Consider the following 20,563-nt stretch of genomic DNA (forward strand, 5'->3'; position numbering starts at 1 on the left):
CGCCGCCTGCACAGGTCAGCCCCCCTCGCGCAGGTCGACACCCCTCGCGTGGGTCAGCGCCGCCCGTGCACCGCGACGATCTTCAGCACCGCCCGCTCCAGCGCGTAGCCCGAATCGGCCGCGAAGCCCTTCACGTCCGCGTTGAGGTCCGCCACGACCGACATCGCCTCGGCCAGCCCGCGCTCCTCCCAGCCACGCGACTGCCCCTGCGCCTTCTTCACCTTCCACGGCGGCATGCCGAGCTCGCCCGCCAGCTTGAACGGGTCGCCCCGCCCCACCGCGGACACCCGCGCGACCGTGCGCACCGCGTCGGCCAGCGCGTCGGCCACCAGCACGTGCGGCACGCCGAGCTGGATCGCCCAGCGCAGGGCCTCCAGCGCGCCCGCCCGGTCACCCATGACGGCCTTCTCCGCCACCGCGAACCCGGTCACCTCGGCCCGCCCCCGGTGGTAGCGGCGGACCGCCTCCGCGTCGACCTTGCCGTCGGTGTCCGCCACCAGCTGCGCCGCCGCCGCCGCCAGCTCGCGCAGGTCCGACCCGACGGCCTCGATCAGCGCCGCCACCGCCTCCGGATCGGCCTTGCCGCCGCCCGCGGAACGGATCTCGTTGCGCACGAAAGCCTCGCGGTCGGACGCCTTGGTCATCTTCGGGCACTCGATCACCCGCGCCCCGGCCTTCCGCAGCGCCGCCGGCAGCTCCTTGGCCACCTTGCTGCGCCCGCCACCGCTGTGCACCACCACGAGCGTCACCCCGTCCGCGGGCGCCTTGGCGTAGGCGAGCACGGCGTCGGCGATCTCCTTGCCGGCCTCCTGCGCGGCCTCCAGCGCGACCACCCGGCCCTCCGCGAACAGCGACGGGCTCACCAGTTCGGCCAGCTCAGGAGGGGTGAGATCAGTCACCCGCACCCTGGTCAGGTCGGCCTGCGGGTCGGCTTTGCGCGCGACCTCCAACGCGCCGCGCACAGCGCGCTCGACCAGCAACTCCTCCTCGCCGACGACCAGGTGCACGGCGTCGGGCGTCTCAGCGGGCGCACTCACGGGCGCGATCCTCCCACGCCCGTCCCGCGTCCGGATGGTGGACGCAACTGGCTGAGGAGCGGGATCCTGTCGTACGTTGAGTGCCGACAACTGAATACCGCTCATCCAGAGGGGCAGAGGGATCGGCCCGAAGAAGCCCCGGCAACCCGTCGCACAGCACCTGCTGTGCGATCACGGTGCCAATTCCGACCCGCGACGCGGGAAAGATGAGGAGATACCTCGCGATGACTGCTGTCAGTGTGCCCTCGGCCACCACCTCCTTCGACCTCGGTCCGGCTCGCGCCCTGTCCTGCCGCGAGTGCGGGCACCAGACGCCGCTCGCCCCGGAATACGCCTGTCTCGAGTGTTTCGGGCCGCTGGAAGTGGCCTACGACTTCGGCCGGGTCCGCCGCGAGGACATCGAGGCCGGCCCCCGGTCGATCTGGCGCTACCGCGGCCTGCTCCCCGTGCCCTCCACCGTCGAGTCGCACCCCAACACCGACCCCGGCGGCACCCGCCTCGTCGAGGCCGACCGCCTCGCCAAGGCCCTGGGCGTCCGCAAGGTCTGGGTGAAGGACGACACCGGCAACCCGACCCACTCGTTCAAGGACCGCGTCGTCGGCGTCGCCCTCGCCGCCGCCCGCGAACTCGGCTTCAAGGTCCTCGCCTGCCCGTCCACCGGCAACCTCGCCAACGCCGTCGCCGCCGCCGCGGCCCGCGCGGGCTGGGAGTCGGTGGTCCTGGTGCCCTCCTCCCTGGAGCGGGCGAAGATCCTCATGACCGCCGTCTACGGCGGCAACCTGATCACCGTCGACGGCAACTACGACGACGTGAACCGGCTCGCCCAGGAACTGGCCGCCGAGCACGAGGACTGGGCGTTCGTCAACGTCAACGTCCGCCCCTACTACGCCGAGGGCTCCAAGACGCTCGGCTACGAGGTCGCCGAGCAGCTCGGCTGGCGGCTGCCCGACCAGATCGTGGTCCCCATCGCCTCCGGCTCCCAGCTCACCAAGGTCGACAAGGCGTTCCGCGAACTGGGCGAACTCGACCTGGTCGAGCAGACCCCGTACCGGGTGTTCGGCGCGCAGGCCACCGGCTGCTCCCCCGTCGCCGCGGCCTTCAAGGCCGGCCGCGACGTGGTCACCCCCGTCCGCCCGGACACCATCGCCCGCTCGCTGGCGATCGGTGCACCGGCCGACGGCCCGTACGTGCTCGACGCGGTGCGCCGCACCAACGGCGCCATCGAGGACGTCACCGACGAGGAGGTCATCGAGGGCATCCGGCTGCTGGCCCGCACCGAGGGCATCTTCGCCGAGACCGCGGGCGGTGTGACCGTGGCGACCGCGAAGAAGCTCATCGAAACGGGCCGGCTCGACCCCGACGGCGAGACCGTGCTGCTCATCACCGGCGACGGCCTCAAGACCCTCGACGCGCTCGGCGACCGGGTCGGCCCGAAGGCCAACGTCCCGCCGTCGGCGGAGGCCGTGCTCAAGGCCCTCGAATCCTGACCGGGGCGCTCACAGCGCGACCCTCCCCGACCGCAACCACCCGGTGCGCGGGAACGCGGTCAGCTCGGGCAGCTCCTGCGGCCCGACCTGCTCGGTGACCACGCGCCACGCGGTCAGCAGCTGCGGCCACGGCCGCGCCGCCTTCTGCCGGTTGTAGCGCTCGGCGTACCACTCCTCCGGGGCCATGGCGAGGTCGTCGTCGAACAACGCGTCGGCGACCAGCCGGTACGCCGAGTCCGCGGAGTCGACCTCGGCGGTCCGCACCACGCCGGTGACGGTGGCGCGCGCGACGATCCCCCGCCCACCGGCGGGCAGCTCCTCGCACACGTAATAGGCGAACGAGGGCCGCAGCTCGTCGCGCGGCCACGGGTGGGCGGTGTAGCCGCGCTGCCACAGCGCCCACCCCACGGCCCGGTCGCCACCGGACCGCCGCCACCCCGTGCGCAGCCTGACCCACACGTCGTTCCTGTCGTTCCCGCCCATGGTGATCCCCTCCTGCTTCGTGGTCGGGGCCGCCCCGGCGGGCGACCCGCGGCCCGTCCGGGCCGGTGAGGACGGCGGTGTCGCCGTCCCGGTCGGTGCGCAGCACCAGCGCGCCCTGCCGGGTCAGGGCGTCGACCAGCACCCCGCTCGGGTGGCCGTAGCGGTTGCCCGCCCCGACACTCACCAACGCCACCCGGGGCCGCACTGCCTCCAGGAACGCCGGCGACGTGTACCGCGACCCGTGGTGCGGCACCTTGAGCACGTCGGCCCTCAGGTCGACGTGCCCGCCGAGCAGGTCCGCCTGCCCGGCCAGCTCGACGTCGCCGGTCAGCAGCACCCGCCCGGCCGCGGTCGTGGCCCGCAGCACCAGCGACGCGTCGTTGACCGCCGTGTTGGTCTCCCCCACCGGGGCCGCTCGCGGTCCCAGCACGTCGAGGTCCAGTCCCGGCCAGCTCACCCGCTGCCCGGCGCCCAGCTCGACCACGCGGACCCCCGCCGCCCGCGCACGCGCCCGCACCTCCTCCCACGCCCACCCCGGCCGACGCGAAGGCCCCACGGCCACCGCGCCCACCTCCCGCTCCGACAGCACCGCGGCCAGCCCGCCGACGTGGTCGGCGTGCAGGTGGCTCAGCACCACCAGCGGGACACGCCGCACCCCGAGCCGCCGCAGGCACGACAGCACCGGTCCGGGGTCGGGCCCGGTGTCGACCAGCACCGCCCGGTCGCGGTCGGCGGTGGCCAGCACGACGGCGTCGCCCTGCCCCACGTCGCACGCCACCGCCGACCACCCCGGCACCGGCCAGCCGGGCGAGACCACGCCCAGCGGCACGACCACCAGCACCGCGCCGACCACGCCCGCCACGACCAGCGCCCGCACCCGCCGCGCCCGCACGAGCAGGCACCCGAGCACCACCGTCGCGGCCAGCGACGCCCCACCGGCCCAGCCCTCGGGCCAGTCCACCGCCGCGCCCGGCACGGCCGCCGCCTGCCGACCCACGGCGACCAGCCACCACACCGCCGGACCCGCGACCTCCACCACCAGCCGCGCCGCCGCCCCGTGCACCGGCGCCAGCACGGCCGCCACCACACCGAGCACCGTCACCGGCGCCACCACCGGCGCGACGAGCAGGTTCGCCGGCACCGCCACCAGGCTCACCTGCCCCGCGAACCCGGCGACCAGCGGCGCGGTCGCGAGGTTCGCCGCCACCGGCACCGCCAGCGCCTCGGCGAGCCCCGCCGGCACCCCGCGCGCCCGCAGTGCCGCCGACCATCCCGGCGCCAGCAGCACCAGCGCGGCCGTGGCCACCACGGACAGGCCGAAGCCCGGCGCGGTCGCCAGGTCCGGGTCGTGGAGCACCAGGACCACCACGGCCGCCGCGAGGGCGGGCAACGCCGACTTCTCCCGCCCCAGCACCAGACCCAGCAACGCCACCGCGCCCATCACGGCCGCCCGCAGCACGCTCGGCTCGGGCCCCGCCAGCAGGACGAAACCCACCAGCGCGACCATCGCGCCCGCCGCGCACCCGCGTGGACCGACCCGCACCAGCCGCAGCACCAGCAGCACGGCGCCGCACAGGATCGCCAGGTTCGCGCCGCTCACCGCGAGCAGGTGGGCCAGGCCGGCCGTGCGGAACTCCTCCACCACCCTGGGCGCGAGGGTGGAGGTGTCCCCCACGACCAGCGCGGGCAGCAGCCCGGCCGGTTCGGGGTCGAGGGCGGTGCTCGCCTCCCGCAACCCGGCCCGCAGCCCTTCGGCGGCGCGCTGCCACACCGGTGCTGCGGTCACCGCCACCGGGGGTCCGCGGACCCTGAGCACGGCGACCGCCAGCTCACGGCCGCGAGGCGGGGCGAGACCGCCCTTGGCCGTGACGCGCTGCCCCGGCAGCAGCTCCTGCCACCGTTGCGCCGGGGCGAGCAGGACGACCCGGCCGCCGTCGTCGAGCGTCGCCCTCGCCACCACCAGGTCGACGCCGCCCGCCCGCGACCCGAACCCGCTGGTGCGCACGCCTCGTGGCCGCTCGTCCAGCTCGACCTCCAGCGTGGTGGTCCCGCCCCGCTCCGCCTGCGACCGCAGGGGGTGGTGCGCCGACGCGTGGACCTGGAGGCCGATCCAGCACGCCGCCGCCAGCCCGGTGACCACCACCGCCAGTGCCGCCTGGCGCCACGGGCGAAGCGCCAGACCGCCGACTGCGGCGGCCACCAGGCCGACCACCACCGCCGCCCACCAGGTCCACAGCAGACCGGCGAGGGCGGTGGCCCACACGGCGAGCGCGGCCGGGACGAGGTGCGCGCGGGGGCTCACGACCCCACCCACCGGGACGGGACGGCGGTGAGGTGGCGACGCGTTCCGGGCGGTGGGCGCCGTGGGAGCGGTGTCGGTGATGGGCGGGTGGCACGAACGATTCGGATGGGCACCCTCCTGTCCTGGGTGTGGGTCGGAACGGGGACGAGGTGGCGGGCGGGCACACCTCCGGTGGTGCGGGGACGGTCGAGGGGCGACCTCCGTTCTCGGCGGCGGGAGCCGGTGTCAGGGCTGGGCGGTGGGACGAGGGCGAGCCGTGGGGCGGGCATGGTGGTGCTCCGGGCAGGACGACAACGGCGGCGGGACAGTGGCGGCGGGACGGCTGGGGCGCGGGACGGCGCGGGCGGGGTCAGAGGCGGACGAGTTCGGTGAGCTTGGCGAGCTTCGCGTCACCGATCCCCTCGATCTCGCCGAGCTGGTCGAGCGAGGTGAACGGGCCGCGCTTCTGCCGCCGGTCGACGATGCGCTGCGCCGTCACCGGCCCCACGCCGGGCAGGGTGTCGAGCTGTTCCTCGGTCGCGGTGTTGAGGTTGAGCGGTTCGGTGGCGGTGCCGCCCGCGTGGGGCGCGGGAACCCCGACGGCGATCTGCTCGCCGTCGGTGACCTTGCGGGCGAGGTTGAGCGGACTCAGGTCGGCGCCGGGCTGGGGGCCGCCCGCCGCGCGCAGGGCGTCGGCCACCCTGGCTCCACTGGGGACGGTGACCAGGCCGGGTGTGGGCACCAGGCCGACGACGTCGACGACGAGCTGCTGCTCGACCTGGGTGACGGCGGCCGCCTCCGCCACCGGGAGGTCCGGTGGGGACTCGGCCACGGGGCGCTGCCACCACAGGGCGAGCGCGACGACGAGCGCCACGGCCGCCACCACGCCGGCGAGCACGACCAGGCGCCGGGGCGGGGCGGACGACGCGGGCAGCAGGCGGCGCAGCAGCCCGGCGAGCGGTGGTGGCGGCCCGGCGACGTCGTCGGCCGAGACGAACACGAGCGTCTCGGCGTCCGGTGCTCGGTGCTTGCCGCGGTTGCGGCTGATCAACGCCTGGAGCCGGGCCTGCGGGGTTTCCGGTTTCGTGTCGAACATGCGATCGACGCTAGGCCGGGTGGAGCAACGGCGCGAGGACGAGTTCCGAACCTGTGGACAACTGGTCCGAGATGGATAAACGAGATGGCTGAAGAGGTCAGGTGACCCCGCCGGGCAGCACCACGACGCCCAGCACACCGGGCCCTGTGTGCGCGCCGATCACGGCTCCCACCTCGGAGATCAGGCACCCGGTCGATCCGGGGACGCGCTCGTCCAACCGCGTCGCCAGCTCCGCCGCGCGCTCCGGCGCGGCCAGGTGGTGGACGGCCAGCCCGACCGGTCCGGGCCCCGCGGCCTCGGCGGCCAGGTCCACCAGGCGGCCGATCGCGCGCCCCGTGGTGCGCACCTTCTCCAGCGGCACGATCCGCCCGTCGTCCACGTGCAGCAGCGGCTTCACCGCCAGCGCGGTGCCCACCAGCGCCGCCGCGGCGCCGATCCGGCCGCCCCGGCGCAGGTGGTCCAGGGTCTCCACGCAGAAGAACATCCTGATCCGCGAGGCCGCCGCGACCGCCGCCTTCTCCGCGCCCGCCCCGCCGCCGTCGGCGAGGCAGGCCGCCAGGGCGGTGAACCCGAGGCCCATGCCGGTCGCGCGTGAGTCGACCACCCTGATCCGGTCCGGGTCGACCTCCTCCGCGGCCAGCCGCGCGGCCTCCCAGGTGCCCGACAGCTCCCGGGACAGGTGCACCGACACCACGGCCTCGGCGCCGCCGTCCAGCGCGGACCGGTACACCTCGGCCAGCTCGCCGGGCGTGGGCCGGGAGGTGGTCACGCGCCGGTGCTCGCCCAGCGCCTCCGCCAGCTCCGCCGGCCCGAAGTCCAGCCCGTCCAGCCTGCTGCGACCGTCCACCGCGACGTGCAGCGGGACGACCCGGATGCCGTGCCGCTCGGCGAACCCCTCGGGCAGGTACGCCGTGGAGTCGGTGACGATCGTGGTGGACACGGGGGCCGAGCCTACGGCTCCGTCCGGGTGGAGTGGCCGACCGCCACGGTCCTGACGAGTTCGGCCATCGCCTTTCCGACCAGCTCGTGCCCCTCCCAGCCCCAGTGCATGCCGTCGGGGTTGCCGCGCCGCGACCGCACGTGCTCGCCGACGAACGCGGGCACGTCGAGCAGCGGCACGTCCGCGCCGGCCGCCCACGTCCGCAGCGCGCGCTCCGCCGCCGCACGCCCGGTGTGCACCTCCGCGTACGCCGGGGAGCGGTGCACCGAGGGCGTCATCCCCACGACCCGGATGCCGGGTTCGAGCGCGCGCACGGCGCGCACGGAGTCGTCCAGGTACCGCACGGTCAGGTGCGGCGGCAACGCCACCGGACGCCCGCCGAGCAGCCGCGACAGCACCGGCTGGGCGGTCCGGTACGCCGTGCGCGCCCGCCGCCGCAGCGCGTCCGGCCGCAGGTAGCGCAGCCCCTGGCGGAGGAACGTCGGCAACGGGGAGGGCAGCGTGTCCATGTGCCCCACGGCCAGCACCAGCACGTCCGTGCGCGGCAGCAGCGACCACACGCGCGGGTCGCCGGTGAGCGACCACCAGGCGTCCCGCGCGGTCCAGCCGAACCCCGCCGCCAGTTCCGCGTGCCCGCCCAGCGCCGAGGCGCACACGTTCGGCCACAGCCGCGGGTGGTCGGCGGGCAGGGGCCCGCGCGGCCCGTGGAACGTCAGCGAGTCGCCGAGGACGAGCAGCCTCACCGCGTGCTTCCGGCGTTGTACGACGACAGCCGCCAGCGGCCGTCGCCGTCCGGCCGGCGGGTGAACACCGTCCAGTGGCAGTTGCCGATGCCGCCCAGCAGCGCCCACCGGTCCACCGGCAGGTCCAGCAGCCGGCCGGTCAGCGCGCTGATCAGGCCGCCGTGCGCGCACAGCATCACCGTGCCGGTGAACTCCTCGTCCACCTCGTGCACGACGGCCAGCGCGCGCTCGGCGACCTCCACGCGCGTTTCGCCGTCCGGCGGCGCCAGGGTGCCGTCGGCGCGCCACGCGTCGAGCGAGCCCGGCCACTCGGCCTCGATCTCGACCGAGGTCAGCCCCTGCCACTTGCCCAGGTTGGTCTCGCGCAGCCGCTCGTCGACGCGCAGCGCTACCCCGGTCGCCCGGGTGAACACCGTCGCCGTGTCCTGCGCCCGGCGCAGGTCGGAGGCCACCACCAGCTCGGGCGCGAACCCGGTGAGCACCGGCACCGCGAACCGCGCCTGGTTCCACCCGGTTTCGGTGAGCACCGAGTCCAGGTGGCCCTGCATGCGCCCGGTCGCGTTGTAGTCGGTCTCACCGTGCCGCCACAGCACGAGCCGGTTCAGGGTCATGCCCCGGCGACCTCGTCGGCATCGTCGTCGACCACGTCGACCTCGTCGTCGGCCGACGCGGGGCCGGCGTCGAACTCGATGCGCGGGCAGTCCTTCCACAGCCGCTCCAAGCCGTAGAAGGTGCGCTCCTCCACGTGCTGGACGTGCACGACCACGTCCACGAAGTCCAGCAGGACCCAGCGGCCCTCGCGCGCGCCCTCGCGGCGGACCGGCTTGCGACCGGTCTCCCGCAACTTCTCCTCGACGTTGTCCACGATCGCGCCGACCTGCCGCTCGTTGGGGGCGGAGGCGATCACGAACGCGTCCGTGATCACCAGCTGGTCGGACACGTCGAGCACGATCACGTCGTGCGCCTTCTTGTCCGCCGCCGCGTTCGCGGCGACCAGCGCCAACCGTCGTGCCTCGTCGGTGGCTGCCACGTCACTCCTCATCACCTCGGCGGACGCCTATACGCCCGCACGAGTCAATGAGGGTACCGGCGACCGCGATTAATCCGGCATCGAGTAAAGCCGGCGCTTGGAGATGTACTGGACGACACCGTCCGGGACGAGGTACCAGACGGGCAGGCCGGACGCCGTGCGGGCGCGGACGGCGGTCGACGAGATGGCCATCGCGGGCACCTCGACCAGCGACACCGCGCCCGGCGGCAGGTGCGTGTCGACCAGCTCGTAGCCCGGCCTGGTGACCCCGATGAAGTGCGCGAGGGCGAACACGTCGTCCGCGCGCCGCCACGACAGGATCTGCTCCAGGGCGTCCGCGCCGGTGATGAAGAACAGGTCCGCGCCGGGGTGGGCGAGCTTGAGGTCGGCGAGCGTGTCGACGGTGTAGGTGGGGCCGCCCCGGTCGATGTCGACCCGGCTGACCGAGAAGCGGGGGTTGGAGGCCGTGGCGATGACCGTCATCAGGTAGCGGTCCTCGGCGGCGCTGACCTCGCGCTCGCTCTTCTGCCAGGGCTGACCGGTGGGGACGAAGACCACTTCGTCGAGGTCGAAGCGGGCCTGCACCTCGCTGGCCGCGACGAGGTGGCCGTGGTGCACCGGGTCGAAGGTGCCACCCATGACGCCGATCCGGCGGTTGGACATGGGACGTGAGCGTAGTTCCGGTGGTGCGCGGGCGGCCGGTCGCTCCCCGGAAGACCGCCCGCGCACCCGTCCCGGTCGCGGCCCTGGGGGAGTGGGCCGCTGCCGAGGCGTGCGGCCCACCCCGAAGCAAGGCCGCACGGCGGTGGAACGCGCTGCGTGCTCACCCATGACGCGATCGGTGGAAGATCTTTTCGCGGGTCAATCCCGCGGCGCGAGCACCGACCCCGTCGAGTCGCGGACGAGGATGGCCTCCATCGGGCACGAGTCGGCCGCGTCGAGCACGGCGTCGTCGGCTCCGACGGACTCGCTGATCGGCGCGGACAGGCCGTCCACCAGCCGGAAGTGCCCCGGCGCGGTGGACGTGCACATGCCCGTGCCGATGCAGGCGTCCCGGTCGACCCCGACCGTCCAGTCACCCATGCGGGCTACCACCTCACCATCAGGGACTGCGGACCCCGGATCAGCCTGCCCCGCTTGAGCCGCACGTCGCCGTCCAGCCGGAGCGTCGGGAACCGCTTGAGCAGGCTGCCGAGGGCGACCTGGAGCTCCATCCGCGCGAGCGGCGCGCCGATGCAGTGGTGCACGCCGTGGCCGAACATGATGTGCGGGTTGTGCTCGCGGCGGAAGTCGATCTCCCCGGGGCGCTCGAACACCGACGGGTCGCGGTTGGCGGCGACGTTGTTGACGAACACGGCCTCGCCGGCGGCGATCGTCACGCCGGACAGCTCGACGTCCTCCGTGGCGATCCGCGGGAAGCCCGCCGAGCCGCCCAGCGGCGTGATCCTCAGCAGCTCCTCGACGGCCGCGGGCAGCAGGGACGGGTCGTCGCGCAGCTCGGCGACCTTGTCCGGGTTGCGCAGCAGCGTGACGACGAAGTTGCCGATCTGGTTCGCGGTGGTCTCGTGGCCCGCGACCAGCAGCGCCACCCCGAACGAGACCAGCTCCTGCTCGTCGAGCCGGTCGTCCACGTCGTGCGCCGCGACCAGCGCGGACAGCATGTCGTCGGCGGGCCGCTCGCGCTTGCTCCGCACCAGGCCGGCGATGTAGTCGCGCAGCGCCTCGCCGGCCGCGATGATCTCGGCGGGCTCGAAGGCGGTGATCGCGACCGCCGCGTCCGACCACCCGCGGAACCTGCCGCGGTCCTCGACGGGCACGCCGAGCATCTCGCAGATGATCGTGATGGGCAGCGGCATCGCCAGCGCCTCGACGAGGTCGACCGGCGGTCCCTGCGCCTCCACGTCGTCGAGCAGGCCGTCCACGACCTCCTGCGCGCGCTCGCGCAGCTGCTCGGTCCGCCGGGCGGTGAACGCCCTGGCGACGAGCCTGCGCAACCGGGTGTGGTCAGGCGGGTCCATGGTCAGGATGTTCGAGTCGGTCTGGATGTTCGGCAGCGTGCGCGGCACGTCGGCGTTCAGCGCCGCCGCACGGCTGAAGCGGGGATCGGCGAGCACGGTCTTGACGTCGTCGTACCTGGTGGCCAGCCACGCGTCGCCGCCGAACGGCAGGCGGACGCGGGCGACCGGTTCGTCGCGCTGGAGTTCGAGGTAGGCGGGGTTGAGCGTGAGGTCGTCTGGTTCGGCGAACGGGTAGGACCTGGTCTCCATCGGTTAACCCCCAAGCAAGCGGTCGCTCGCTTCCCGACAGTAGGGAGGTCGCTACGGACCGTCAACCGAGTCCGGCGCGTTCGGCGGCGGCCCCGGAGGAGCCGCCGCAGCAGCCCCTCGTCAGGAGCTCGACCGCACGTGCCCGTCGCCCCAGACCACCCACTTGGACGAGGTCAGCTCGGCCAGGCCCATCGGGCCGCGCGCGTGCAGCTTCTGCGTGGAGATGCCGATCTCCGCGCCCATGCCGAACTCGCCGCCGTCGGTGAACGCGGTCGAGGCGTTGACCATGACCGCCGCCGCGTCGACCCGGGCGGTGAACCGGCGCGCGGCCGCCAGGTCGCTCGTCACGATGGCCTCGGTGTGCCCGGAGCCGTGGACCGCGATGTGCTCGATGGCCTCGTCGATCGAGTCGACCACGCGGGCCGCGATGTCCAGCGACAGGTACTCGGTGCCCCAGTCCTCGTCGGTGGCCGCGCGCACCCGCGGGTCGCGGGCGAACCGCTCGTCGCCGTGCACGGTGACGTCCTGCGCGTGCAGTGCGTCGGTGATGCGCGGCACGAACTCGTCGGCCACGGCGGCGTGCACCAGCAGCGACTCGGCGGAGTTGCACACGCTGGTGCGCCGGGTCTTGGAGTTGAGGACGATGCGCTGCGCCATGTCGAGGTCGGCGGAGGCGTCCACGTAGACGTGCACGTTGCCCACGCCGGTCTCGATGGTCGGCACGGTCGCCTGCCGCACCACGGCGTCGATCAGGCCCGCGCCGCCGCGCGGGATCACCAGGTCGACCAGGCCGCGGGCGGTGATGAGGTGGGTGACCGACGCGCGGTCGTGGCACGGGAGCAGCTGCACGGCGTCCGCGGGCAGGCCGGCGGTCTCCAGGGCGTCGCGCAGGACCACCACGAGCGCGGTGTTCGAGTGCTCGGCGGAGGACGAGCCGCGCAGCAGGGCCGCGTTGCCGGACTTCAGCGCGAGGCCGGCCGCGTCGACGGTGACGTTCGGGCGCGCCTCGTAGACCATGCCCACCACGCCCATCGGGACGCGGACCTGCTTGAGCTCCAGGCCGTTGGGCAGGATCGAGCCGCGCAGCACCTCGCCCACCGGGTCCGTGAGGCCCGCCACCGTCTCCAGGCCCCGGGCCACGCCCTCGACGCGCGCCTCGGACAGCGCCAGCCGGTCCAGCAGGCCCTGGGACAGGCCCGTGGCCTTCCCCGCTTCGAGGTCCTTCGCGTTGGCCTCCAGCACCTCGCCTGCCCGGGCGCGCAGCGCGGCGGCCATCTCGTGCAGGGCGGCGTCCTTGCGCTCACGGGTCGCGAGGACGAGGTCGTTGGCGGCGACACGGGCGCGGCGGGCCGCGGCGTGCACCTGTTCGCGCAGGTCGTCAGTCACGGCTTTCAGCCTACGGTCACCCGGTCGTGGCTGTCGCCGAGGTTCTCGCGGACCGGAAACCGTCGGCGGTCTCTGCCAGAGTGGGCGACATGGACGACAACGCGCTCCGCGAACTGGCCGAGGAACGGCTGAGGGCACTGGCAGGTCCTCGGGCCGTGCTGCGGGACGACCAGTGGACCGCGATCCGGGCGCTGGTGGCCGAACGCAGGCGCGCGCTGGTGGTGCAGCGCACCGGGTGGGGCAAGTCGGCGGTGTACTTCATCGCCACGGCGCTGCTGCGGTCCCTGGGCGAGGGCCCGACGGTGATCGTGTCGCCGCTGCTGGCGCTGATGCGCAACCAGGTGGACGCGGCGGCGCGCGCGGGCGTGCACGCGGCGACGATCAACTCCGCGAACACCGACGAGTGGCAGGACGTGCAGGACCGGGTCACCTCCGGCGACGTCGACGTGCTGCTGGTGTCGCCGGAGCGGCTGAACAACCCCGACTTCCGCGACACCGTGCTGCCGTCGCTGACCGCGTCCGCCGGGCTGCTGGTGGTCGACGAGGCGCACTGCATCTCCGACTGGGGCCACGACTTCCGGCCCGACTACCGGCGGCTGCGGACGCTGCTCACCGAACTGCCCGCGGGCGTGCCGGTGCTGGCGACCACGGCGACCGCGAACGACCGCGTGGTGCGCGACGTGGCCGAGCAGCTCGGGCTGGGCGCGGGCACGGACGCGCTGGTGCTGCGCGGCCCGCTGGACCGCGAGAGCCTGCGGTTGGCGGCGGTGCGGCTGCCGACCGCGGAGGCGCGGCTGGGGTGGCTGGCCGAGCGGCTGGGGACGCTGCCCGGTTCCGGGATCATCTACGCGCTGACCGTGGCGGCGGCGGACGACACGGCGGCGTTCCTGCGCTCGCGCGGCTTCGAGGTGGCGGCGTACTCGGGGCGCACGGACCCGGCGGAGCGGCAGCGCGCCGAGGAGGACCTGCTCGCCAACCGCGTCAAGGCGCTGGTCGCGACCTCCGCGCTGGGCATGGGTTTCGACAAACCGGACCTGGGGTTCGTGGTGCACCTGGGCGCGCCGCCCTCCCCCATCGCCTACTACCAGCAGATCGGCCGCGCCGGGCGTGGCGTGGAGCGGGCCGAGGTGCTCCTGCTGCCCGGCCCGGAGGACCGCGACATCTGGGCGTACTTCGCGTCCCTGGCGTTCCCACCGGAACGGGTGGTGCGTCAGGTGCTCGACGCACTCTCACCTGATCGAGCGATGTCAACCGCCGCTCTGGAGCCCATAGTGGAGTTGTCCCGCACCAGGCTGGAAGTCGTGCTGAAGGTGCTGGACGTGGACGGCGCCGTGCGGCGGGTGCGCGGCGGCTGGGTGTCGACGGGGCGGCCGTGGTCCTACGACGCCGAGCGGTACGAGCGGATCGCGGCGGCGCGCGAGGTCGAGCAACGGGCGGTGCTCGACTACCTCGCCACCGACGGTTGCCGCATGGAGTTCCTGTTGCGGCAGTTGGACGATCCGCACGCGGCGCCGTGCGGGCGGTGCGACAACTGCACGGGCGAGCGGCCGTCGGCGGAGGTCTCGGAGGCGGCGTCCTCGGCGGCGCGGGAGCGGTTGTTGCGGCCGGGCGTGGAGGTGGAGCCGCGCAAGATGTGGCCGACGGGCATGGCCTCGGCAGGCGTGTCCCTCTCGGGTCGCATCCCGGCCGGCGAGATGGCGTCCACGGGGTGGGCGTTGGGGCGGCTGACCGACATCGGCTGGGGCAACCGGTTGCGGTCGCTGTTCGCCGAACCCGACCAGGCGATCCCGGAGGACGTCTTCGCCGCCTGCGTGAAGGTGTTGTCCTCGTGGGGTTGGGCGGAACGGCCGGTGGGCGTGGTGACGGTCGGGTCGCGGACGCGGCCGGAGCTGGTGGGCAGCTTCGGTGAGCGGATCGCGTCGGTCGGCAGGCTGCCGCTGCTGGGCCGGGTGTGGTTGGGCGAGGCCACGCGCCGGGTCAACAGCGCGCAGCGGTTGGCGGGGCTGGTGCGCGAGGGCGAGACGCCGGACCTGTCCGCTGTGGACGGTCCGGTGCTCCTGGTGGACGACCAGGTCGACACCGGCTGGACGATGACGGTGGCGGCCCGGTCGTTGCGGCGGGCGGGGGCGTCGGCGGTGTTGCCGTTCGCACTGGCGGTGACGGCATGACGCTGGTCGCGACCAGGCTGGTGCTGCGGTCGTTCACCATGGCCGACGCGCCGGCGTTCGCCGCCTACCGGTCCGACCCCGAGGTGGCGCGCTACCAGGGGTGGGACGCGCCGTTCTCCCTGATGCAGGCCAGGGAGTTCATCCGGGAGGTCTCGGCGCTCGACCCGGCCGGGATCGGGTGGTACCAGTACGCCGTCGACGTGGGCGGGACGCTCGTCGGCGACGTCGGTGTCAACCTCCGCGAGGACCGCCTCCAGGCGGAGATCGGCTACACGCTGGCGCGGGAGCACCAGCGGCTCGGCTACGCGGCGGAAGCCGTGAGCCGCCTGGTGGAGCACCTGTTCACCGACCGGGGTCTGCACCGGGTGACGGCCGAGTGCGACGCGCGGAACGACCGTTCGGCGCGGTTGCTGACCCGTCTGGGCTTCCGCCGAGAGGGCCATCGGGTGAAGGCGACGTGGCACAAGGGCGAATGGACCGATGACCTGCTGTTCGCCGTATTGGCAGAGGAATGGAGGGGTAAGAGCATCTGAATACGACAGTTCGGCATCGCCACTACCGGCTTCGGTGTCGTTGTGGTTCGGTCCCCGCATGTCCGCCGTGGAGACCAAAGAACGCCTACCCGTGCGCAAGCTCGTCGCAGCCTCGATCGGCAATGCCATCGAGTGGTACGACTGGACCATCTACGCCACCTTCAGCATCTACTTCGCCACGCAGATCTTCCCCAAGGACAACCCGCAGTTAGCGCTGATCAACACGTTCGCCGCGTACGCCCTCGCGTTCTTCTTCCGGCCGCTGGGCGGGTACCTGCTCGGCAGGTTCGCCGACCTGCGCGGGCGGCGGGCGGCGATGCTGTTGACCATCGTGCTGATGGCGGCCGGGTCGGTGGCGATCGGGCTGCTGCCCACCTACGCGCAGGTGGGGTGGCTGGCACCGGTCCTGCTGCTGCTCGCCCGGTTGGCGCAGGGCCTGTCGGTGGGCGGTGAGGTGTCGAACGCGTCGGCGTACCTGGCGGAGATCGCGCCGCCGCACCGCCGCGGCCGGTACTCGTCGTTCTTCTACATCTCCACCGGCATCTCGGTGCTGACGGCGTCGCTGCTCGGGTTCTTCATGGCCCGCTCCCTCGACAGCGCGCAGCTCTCGTCGTGGGGTTGGCGCATCCCGTTCCTGGTCGGCGGCGCGCTCGGCCTGGTGGGGCTGTGGCTGCGGCGCAGCCTGGAGGAGACCGAGCAGTTCGAGCAGAACAAGGCAAAGGCCAAGGCGCTGCGCAACCCGCTGCTGGTGACCCTGCGGGAGCACCCGAAGGCGGTCGGGCGGCTCGTGGGCTTCACGATGCTGTCGACGCTGTGCTACTACACGTTCTTCAGCGCGCTGACGCCGTTCGCGGTGTCGAAGCGGGGCGCGAACCCGGTGGACGTGTTCCTGGCGCTGTCGATCGCGACGGTCATGTTCATCGCCCTGCAGTACCCGATGGGCGCGTTGGCGGACAAGTACGGCCGCAAGCCGCAGCTGCTGGTGTGGGCGGGCGCGACGGCGCTGCTGGTGGTGCCGCTGTCGACGTTGATCGGGCCGAGCGTGGGCAACCTGCTGCTGGTGTTCTGCATCGGCTCCGGCATCTACACGGCGATGACGTCGGTGGCGCCGGCGGTGATGAGCGAGCTGTTCCCCACGGAGCTGCGGGCGCTGGGCATCGGCTCCTGGTACAACCTGACCGTCGCGCTGTTCGGCGGCACCGCGCCGCTGGTGATCCAGTGGCTGCCGGGCACCACGTTCTTCTTCTACGTCGCGGGCGCCGCCGTCATCGCGTTCTTCGTCATCCTCGGCATGCCGGAGACGAAGGGCAAAGAACTGCGCTAAGCCCGCAGGGGCACGAGGTCGTCGGCGTGCACGACCTCGCGGCGCTGCTCGGCCGGCAGGTCGTGACTCGACCGGCCGATCAGGGCGGGCAGTTCGGCGGCGTCGAACGCGACGACGCCGCGCGCCACCACGTGCCCCGACAGGTCGACCAGTTCCACCACGTCACCGGCGTCGAACGAACCCTCGACGCCGGTGATACCGGCCGCCAGCAGCGACCGCCGCCGGCCCACGACGGCCGCCACCGCGCCGTCGTCGAGGACGAGCCTGCCGGTCGCGCCGGCGGCGTGCCCCAGCCAGAAGCGCCGGGCCGAGAGGCGCGGGCCGGTGACCGCGAACGCCGTGCCGACGTCCGCCGTGCTCAACGCCCGCGCGGCGTCCGTCGCACCGGCCAGCAGCACCGGGATGCCCGCCGACGCCGCCAGGCGGGCCGCCGCGAGCTTGGACGCCATGCCGCCGGTGCCGAGCCCCGACGCGCCGACCGAACCGGCCCGCACACCGTCCACGTCGGACGCCCCGGCGACCTCCGTGACGCGGCGCGCGCCCGGTTTGCGCGGGTCGCCGTCGTAGAGGGCGTCCACGTCCGACAGCAGGAACAACGCGTCCGCGCCGACGAGGTGCGCCACCAGGGCGGCCAGCCGGTCGTTGTCGCCGAACCGGATCTCCTCGGTGGCGACGGTGTCGTTCTCGTTCACCACCGGCACCGCGCCCAGCGCCAGCAGCCGGGAGAACGTGCGCTGCGCGTTGCGGTAGTGCGCGCGCCGCACCACGTCGTCGGCGGTCAGCAGCACCTGGCCGACGGTCAGCGAGTAGCGGCCGAACGAGTAGGCGTAGGCGTGCGCCAGCGCCAGCTGGCCGACGCTCGCCGCGGCCTGCTGGGTGGCGAGGTCGCGGGGCCGCCTGGTCACGCCCAGCGGCGCCAGGCCGGCCGCGATGGCGCCCGAGGACACCAGCACCACCTGGCTGCCCGCGGCGCACCGCGCGGCGACCGCGTCGACCAGGGCGTCCAACCGCGTCGGGTCGAGCCCGCCCGCGGCGGTGGTCAGCGACGACGACCCGACCTTCACCACGACCCGGGAGGCCGCGGACACGGCCTGCCGGGCCTGGGACACCGTCGCCGACCCGATCACTCGTCGTCCTCGTCGTCGACCCCGCCGCGGTCGAACCCGCCGCCGTCGAAGTCGCTCTCGTCGTAGACGCCGGGGATGCGCCGGGCCTTCTTCGCCGCCAGGCGCTCGGACGCGCCGACCCGGTTGTTGGCCTCCAGCCGGGCGTCGGTGCCGCGACCGGTCATGGTCATGGCGATGCCGGCGGGCGTGGTCGGCTCCCAGTCGAACACCAGCTCGCCGATGGTGACCTGGCAGCCCGGCTCGGCGCCCTTCTTGACCAGCACTTCCTCCACGCCGAGGCGGTTGAGCCGGTCGGCGAGGTAGCCGACGGCCTCGTCGTTGGAGAAGTCGGTCTGCCTGATCCAGCGCTCGGGCCGCTCGCCGCGCACGATGAACCCGCCGGGCGTTTCCGGGTCCTCGATCACGGTGAAGCCCGCGTCGTCCAGGGCCCTGGGCCGCAGCACGATCCGCGTCGACTCCTGCACCGGCTTGGACGCCCGGTACTCCTCGACGACCCGGGCCAGGGCGAACGTCAGCTCGCGCAGGCCCTCGCGGCTGGCCGTGGACACCTCGAACACCGGCAGGCCGCGGGCCTCGATGTCCGGGCGGACCATCTCCGCCAGGTCCTTGGCCTCCGGGATGTCGATCTTGTTCAGCACCACCACGCGCGGCCGCTCGGCCAGGTCGTCGGCCAGCGACGGCGTGTACTTCGCGAGTTCCTGCTCCAGCGCGTCGATGTCCGACAGCGGGTCGCGGTCCTGCTCGTAGGTCGCGCAGTCCACGACGTGCACGAGCACCGCGCAGCGCTCGATGTGCCGCAGGAAGTCCAGGCCGAGGCCCTTGCCCTCGGAGGCGCCCGGGATCAGACCGGGCACGTCGGCCATGGTGAAGATGGTCTCGCCGCCGGTGATCACGCCCAGGTTCGGCACGAGCGTGGTGAACGGGTAATCGGCGATCTTCGGCTTGGCCGCGGACAGCACCGAGATCAACGACGACTTGCCCGCGGACGGGAAGCCCAGCAGGCCCACGTCGGCGACGGACTTCAGCTCCAGCACCAGGTCGTGCGACTCGCCCGGCTCGCCGAGCAGCGCGAACCCGGGGGCCTTGCGGGCCTTGGACGCCAGCGAGGCGTTGCCGAGGCCGCCGCGGCCGCCCTGGGCCGCGATCAGGCGGGTGCCCTCACCGGTGAGGTCGGCGACCAGTTCACCCTCTGGGGTGAGCACGACGGTGCCGTCGGGCACGCGCAGTTCGAGGTCGCCGCCGTTCGCGCCGTCCCGGTTGCCGCCCTGGCCGCCCTTGCCGTTGCCGGCGCTGGCGTTCGGGCGGAAGTGGAAGTCGAGCAGGGTGTGCACCTGGGAGTCGACGACCAGCACGACGTCGCCGCCCTTGCCGCCGTTGCCGCCGTCCGGACCGCCGAGCGGCTTGAACTTCTCACGGTGCACGGAGGCGACCCCGTTGCCCCCATCACCTGCGGCGACGTGGATGACGACCCGGTCGACGAAGCGGGACACGGGGATTTCCTTTCAGCAGAAGCAACGAGGGGCGGGAGCCGGAGTGCACCGGTCCCGCCCCTCGTCGGAGGTCGTACACGCGTCGCGGTCTGGCGACTGCCCTCAGGCAGCGACCTCGACCGGGACGATGTTGACGGTCTTGCGACCGCGCTTCACGCCGAACTGCACCGACCCGGGGGTCAGGGCGAACAGCGTGTCGTCCTTGCCACGACCGACGTTGACGCCGGGGTGGAACTTGGTGCCGCGCTGGCGGATCAGGATCTCGCCGGCCTTGACGACCTGACCGCCGAACCGCTTGACCCCGAGGTACTGGGGGTTCGAGTCACGGCCGTTGCGGGAGCTGGATGCACCCTTCTTGTGTGCCATGGCTAGTCAGATCCTCACTTACCGGTGATGCCGGTGACCTCGACGCGGGTCAGCTTCTGGCGGTGACCCTGGCGCTTGTGGTAGCCGGTCTTGTTCTTGAACTTGTGGATGCGGATCTTGGGACCCTTGGTCTGCTCGACGACCTTGCCGGTCACCGAGAACTTCGCCAGGGCGTCGGCGGCGGAGGTGACGTCGGACCCGTCCACCACGAGGAGCGGCGCCGCGAAGGTGATCTCGGTGTCCGGCTCGCCTTCGAGCTTCTCGACCTCGATGACGTCGCCGACAGCCACCTTGTACTGCTTGCCGCCGGTCTTGACGATTGCGTACATCGGGACGGAAGTCTCCTGCTGCTCGACGGGACGGATCGCGCGCGCCTCGACTCCACTGACGAAGAGCGGACTGGGCTTCGCGCGACAGGGTCCACCAGGAAGGCGGGCCGCGTAACAGATTACGTGGCGGTGGACAGCGAGGTCAAACCGGGGTGGTCGTGCCCGGAACGCGCTGCTCAGGGCCGGTGTCGGAGGGGCCTGGCCGGTCGGCGGAGCTGCGCGGGGGGTACCCCTGCGCGGAGGCCCCCTCGCGCATAGCCAACCACGGGGGGCCGACAGTTCCGGGGGTGTTGTGCGCGGGTGTGGACAACCCGGTCCCGGGAGGCCGGTCCACCTGGAACCGGGTTGCGGCCCGGGGCACGTCGAGGGCTGCGCGAGCGGGACCCTGCGAGCGCGACCCTGCGGCGGGGCGGCGGGGATGGGGCCGCGTGAGCAGGGTGTGCGGGCGGGACTCCGTGGGCGGGGTTGCGCGGGTC

General features: G+C 73.5%; 19 protein-coding genes and 1 riboswitch. Of the genes, 4 read left to right on the forward strand and 15 right to left on the reverse strand.

Annotation, left to right across the window (positions count from 1 at the left end; genetic code table 11):
• Window positions 1–53: 53 nt before the first annotated feature.
• The gene (gene holA, locus ACR807_RS00800) at window positions 54–1,037 is read right to left on the reverse strand and encodes a DNA polymerase III subunit delta (RefSeq protein ID WP_438919196.1); all 984 of its coding nucleotides are present in this window, start codon (window positions 1,035–1,037) and stop codon (window positions 54–56) included.
• Window positions 1,038–1,135: 98 nt separating this feature from the next.
• A riboswitch (SAM riboswitch) is annotated at window positions 1,136–1,250 on the forward strand.
• Between the two features lie 11 nt (window positions 1,251–1,261).
• Between holA and thrC the strand changes: the two genes are divergently transcribed.
• A complete protein-coding gene (gene thrC / locus ACR807_RS00805) occupies window positions 1,262–2,524 on the forward strand; it encodes a threonine synthase (protein WP_438919197.1) in 1,263 nt (420 codons plus the stop codon).
• Here thrC and ACR807_RS00810 read toward each other — a convergent pair.
• The 10 genes from ACR807_RS00810 to ACR807_RS00855 form a co-directional block, all read right to left on the reverse strand.
• Window positions 2,505–5,309 (reverse strand): DNA internalization-related competence protein ComEC/Rec2, encoded by a 2,805-nt coding sequence (locus ACR807_RS00810; RefSeq protein WP_438919198.1) that lies wholly within the window; start codon window positions 5,307–5,309, stop codon window positions 2,505–2,507. The genes thrC and ACR807_RS00810 overlap by 20 nt on opposite strands.
• 349 nt (window positions 5,310–5,658) lie before the next feature.
• A complete protein-coding gene (locus tag ACR807_RS00815) occupies window positions 5,659–6,384 on the reverse strand; it encodes a ComEA family DNA-binding protein (protein ID WP_438919199.1) in 726 nt (241 codons plus the stop codon).
• Between the two features lie 97 nt (window positions 6,385–6,481).
• The gene (locus ACR807_RS00820; RefSeq protein ID WP_438919200.1) at window positions 6,482–7,324 is read right to left on the reverse strand and encodes a DegV family protein; all 843 of its coding nucleotides are present in this window, start codon (window positions 7,322–7,324) and stop codon (window positions 6,482–6,484) included.
• 11 nt (window positions 7,325–7,335) lie between these two features.
• Window positions 7,336–8,067 carry a diglucosylglycerate octanoyltransferase gene (gene octT, locus ACR807_RS00825; protein ID WP_438919201.1) on the reverse strand — a complete coding sequence of 244 codons (732 nt, stop codon included), beginning with the start codon at window positions 8,065–8,067 and terminating at the stop codon, window positions 7,336–7,338.
• On the reverse strand, window positions 8,064–8,678 hold the full coding sequence (locus ACR807_RS00830) for a histidine phosphatase family protein (protein ID WP_438919202.1): 615 nt from the start codon (window positions 8,676–8,678) through the stop codon (window positions 8,064–8,066). Before ACR807_RS00830 ends, octT begins: the two co-directional genes overlap by 4 nt.
• The gene (rsfS, locus tag ACR807_RS00835; protein ID WP_438919203.1) at window positions 8,675–9,097 is read right to left on the reverse strand and encodes a ribosome silencing factor; all 423 of its coding nucleotides are present in this window, start codon (window positions 9,095–9,097) and stop codon (window positions 8,675–8,677) included. Before rsfS ends, ACR807_RS00830 begins: the two co-directional genes overlap by 4 nt.
• 69 nt (window positions 9,098–9,166) lie before the next feature.
• Window positions 9,167–9,760 carry a nicotinate-nucleotide adenylyltransferase gene (gene nadD / locus ACR807_RS00840; RefSeq protein ID WP_438919204.1) on the reverse strand — a complete coding sequence of 198 codons (594 nt, stop codon included), beginning with the start codon at window positions 9,758–9,760 and terminating at the stop codon, window positions 9,167–9,169.
• A gap of 198 nt (window positions 9,761–9,958) precedes the next feature.
• Window positions 9,959–10,180: a ferredoxin gene (locus ACR807_RS00845; RefSeq protein ID WP_438919205.1), complete on the reverse strand. Its 222-nt coding sequence runs from the start codon at window positions 10,178–10,180 to the stop codon at window positions 9,959–9,961.
• A 5-nt stretch (window positions 10,181–10,185) separates the two neighbouring features.
• Window positions 10,186–11,364 carry a cytochrome P450 gene (locus tag ACR807_RS00850; protein ID WP_438919206.1) on the reverse strand — a complete coding sequence of 393 codons (1,179 nt, stop codon included), beginning with the start codon at window positions 11,362–11,364 and terminating at the stop codon, window positions 10,186–10,188.
• A gap of 120 nt (window positions 11,365–11,484) precedes the next feature.
• Window positions 11,485–12,759, reverse strand: coding sequence for a glutamate-5-semialdehyde dehydrogenase (locus tag ACR807_RS00855; protein ID WP_438919354.1), 1,275 nt, complete (start codon window positions 12,757–12,759; stop codon window positions 11,485–11,487).
• Window positions 12,760–12,839: 80 nt separating this feature from the next.
• Between ACR807_RS00855 and ACR807_RS00860 the strand changes: the two genes are divergently transcribed.
• From ACR807_RS00860 to ACR807_RS00870, 3 genes are read left to right on the forward strand one after another with little or no spacing between them, the layout of a single operon-like run.
• Window positions 12,840–14,918 (forward strand): RecQ family ATP-dependent DNA helicase, encoded by a 2,079-nt coding sequence (locus ACR807_RS00860; protein ID WP_438919207.1) that lies wholly within the window; start codon window positions 12,840–12,842, stop codon window positions 14,916–14,918.
• Entirely contained in the window at window positions 14,915–15,451 is a 537-nt protein-coding gene (locus tag ACR807_RS00865) for a GNAT family N-acetyltransferase (protein WP_438919208.1), read from the forward strand. The genes ACR807_RS00860 and ACR807_RS00865 overlap by 4 nt, the downstream gene beginning before the upstream one ends.
• 58 nt (window positions 15,452–15,509) lie before the next feature.
• Complete coding sequence (locus tag ACR807_RS00870; protein ID WP_438919209.1) at window positions 15,510–16,775, forward strand: MFS transporter; 1,266 nt, start codon at window positions 15,510–15,512, stop codon at window positions 16,773–16,775.
• Here the strand turns inward: ACR807_RS00870 and proB are convergent.
• The 4 genes from proB to rplU all read right to left on the reverse strand — a co-directional run bounded on the left by proB (window position 16,772) and on the right by rplU (window position 20,087).
• The gene (proB, locus tag ACR807_RS00875) at window positions 16,772–17,884 is read right to left on the reverse strand and encodes a glutamate 5-kinase (protein ID WP_438919355.1); all 1,113 of its coding nucleotides are present in this window, start codon (window positions 17,882–17,884) and stop codon (window positions 16,772–16,774) included. The two genes, ACR807_RS00870 and proB, sit on opposite strands and share 4 nt — an antisense overlap.
• Window positions 17,885–17,898: 14 nt before the next feature.
• Window positions 17,899–19,392, reverse strand: coding sequence for a GTPase ObgE (gene obgE / locus ACR807_RS00880; RefSeq protein ID WP_438919210.1), 1,494 nt, complete (start codon window positions 19,390–19,392; stop codon window positions 17,899–17,901).
• A gap of 102 nt (window positions 19,393–19,494) precedes the next feature.
• Window positions 19,495–19,758 carry a 50S ribosomal protein L27 gene (gene rpmA / locus ACR807_RS00885; RefSeq protein ID WP_306747174.1) on the reverse strand — a complete coding sequence of 88 codons (264 nt, stop codon included), beginning with the start codon at window positions 19,756–19,758 and terminating at the stop codon, window positions 19,495–19,497.
• 14 nt (window positions 19,759–19,772) lie between these two features.
• Window positions 19,773–20,087 carry a 50S ribosomal protein L21 gene (gene rplU / locus ACR807_RS00890; protein WP_438919211.1) on the reverse strand — a complete coding sequence of 105 codons (315 nt, stop codon included), beginning with the start codon at window positions 20,085–20,087 and terminating at the stop codon, window positions 19,773–19,775.
• Between the last annotated feature and the right edge of the window lie 476 nt (window positions 20,088–20,563).

It is taken from the genome of Saccharothrix sabaoui (genome assembly GCF_051756985.1).
Taxonomy (GTDB): domain Bacteria; phylum Actinomycetota; class Actinomycetes; order Mycobacteriales; family Pseudonocardiaceae; genus Actinosynnema.

What these genes read in the sequence shown, in the direction of transcription:
- ACR807_RS00860 (WP_438919207.1), top strand. Translation starts at nt 12,840, where the DNA reads ATGGACGACAACGCGCTCCGCGAACTGGCCGAGGAACGGCTGAGGGCA.
- ACR807_RS00865 (WP_438919208.1), top strand. Translation starts at nt 14,915, where the DNA reads ATGACGCTGGTCGCGACCAGGCTGGTGCTGCGGTCGTTCACCATGGCC.
- ACR807_RS00815 (WP_438919199.1), bottom strand. Translation starts at nt 6,384, where the DNA reads ATGTTCGACACGAAACCGGAAACCCCGCAGGCCCGGCTCCAGGCGTTG.
- ACR807_RS00870 (WP_438919209.1), top strand. Translation starts at nt 15,510, where the DNA reads ATGTCCGCCGTGGAGACCAAAGAACGCCTACCCGTGCGCAAGCTCGTC.
- rpmA (WP_306747174.1), bottom strand. Translation starts at nt 19,758, where the DNA reads ATGGCACACAAGAAGGGTGCATCCAGCTCCCGCAACGGCCGTGACTCG.
- ACR807_RS00830 (WP_438919202.1), bottom strand. Translation starts at nt 8,678, where the DNA reads ATGACCCTGAACCGGCTCGTGCTGTGGCGGCACGGTGAGACCGACTAC.
- ACR807_RS00845 (WP_438919205.1), bottom strand. Translation starts at nt 10,180, where the DNA reads ATGGGTGACTGGACGGTCGGGGTCGACCGGGACGCCTGCATCGGCACG.
- rplU (WP_438919211.1), bottom strand. Translation starts at nt 20,087, where the DNA reads ATGTACGCAATCGTCAAGACCGGCGGCAAGCAGTACAAGGTGGCTGTC.
- thrC (WP_438919197.1), top strand. Translation starts at nt 1,262, where the DNA reads ATGACTGCTGTCAGTGTGCCCTCGGCCACCACCTCCTTCGACCTCGGT.
- ACR807_RS00850 (WP_438919206.1), bottom strand. Translation starts at nt 11,364, where the DNA reads ATGGAGACCAGGTCCTACCCGTTCGCCGAACCAGACGACCTCACGCTC.
- nadD (WP_438919204.1), bottom strand. Translation starts at nt 9,760, where the DNA reads ATGTCCAACCGCCGGATCGGCGTCATGGGTGGCACCTTCGACCCGGTG.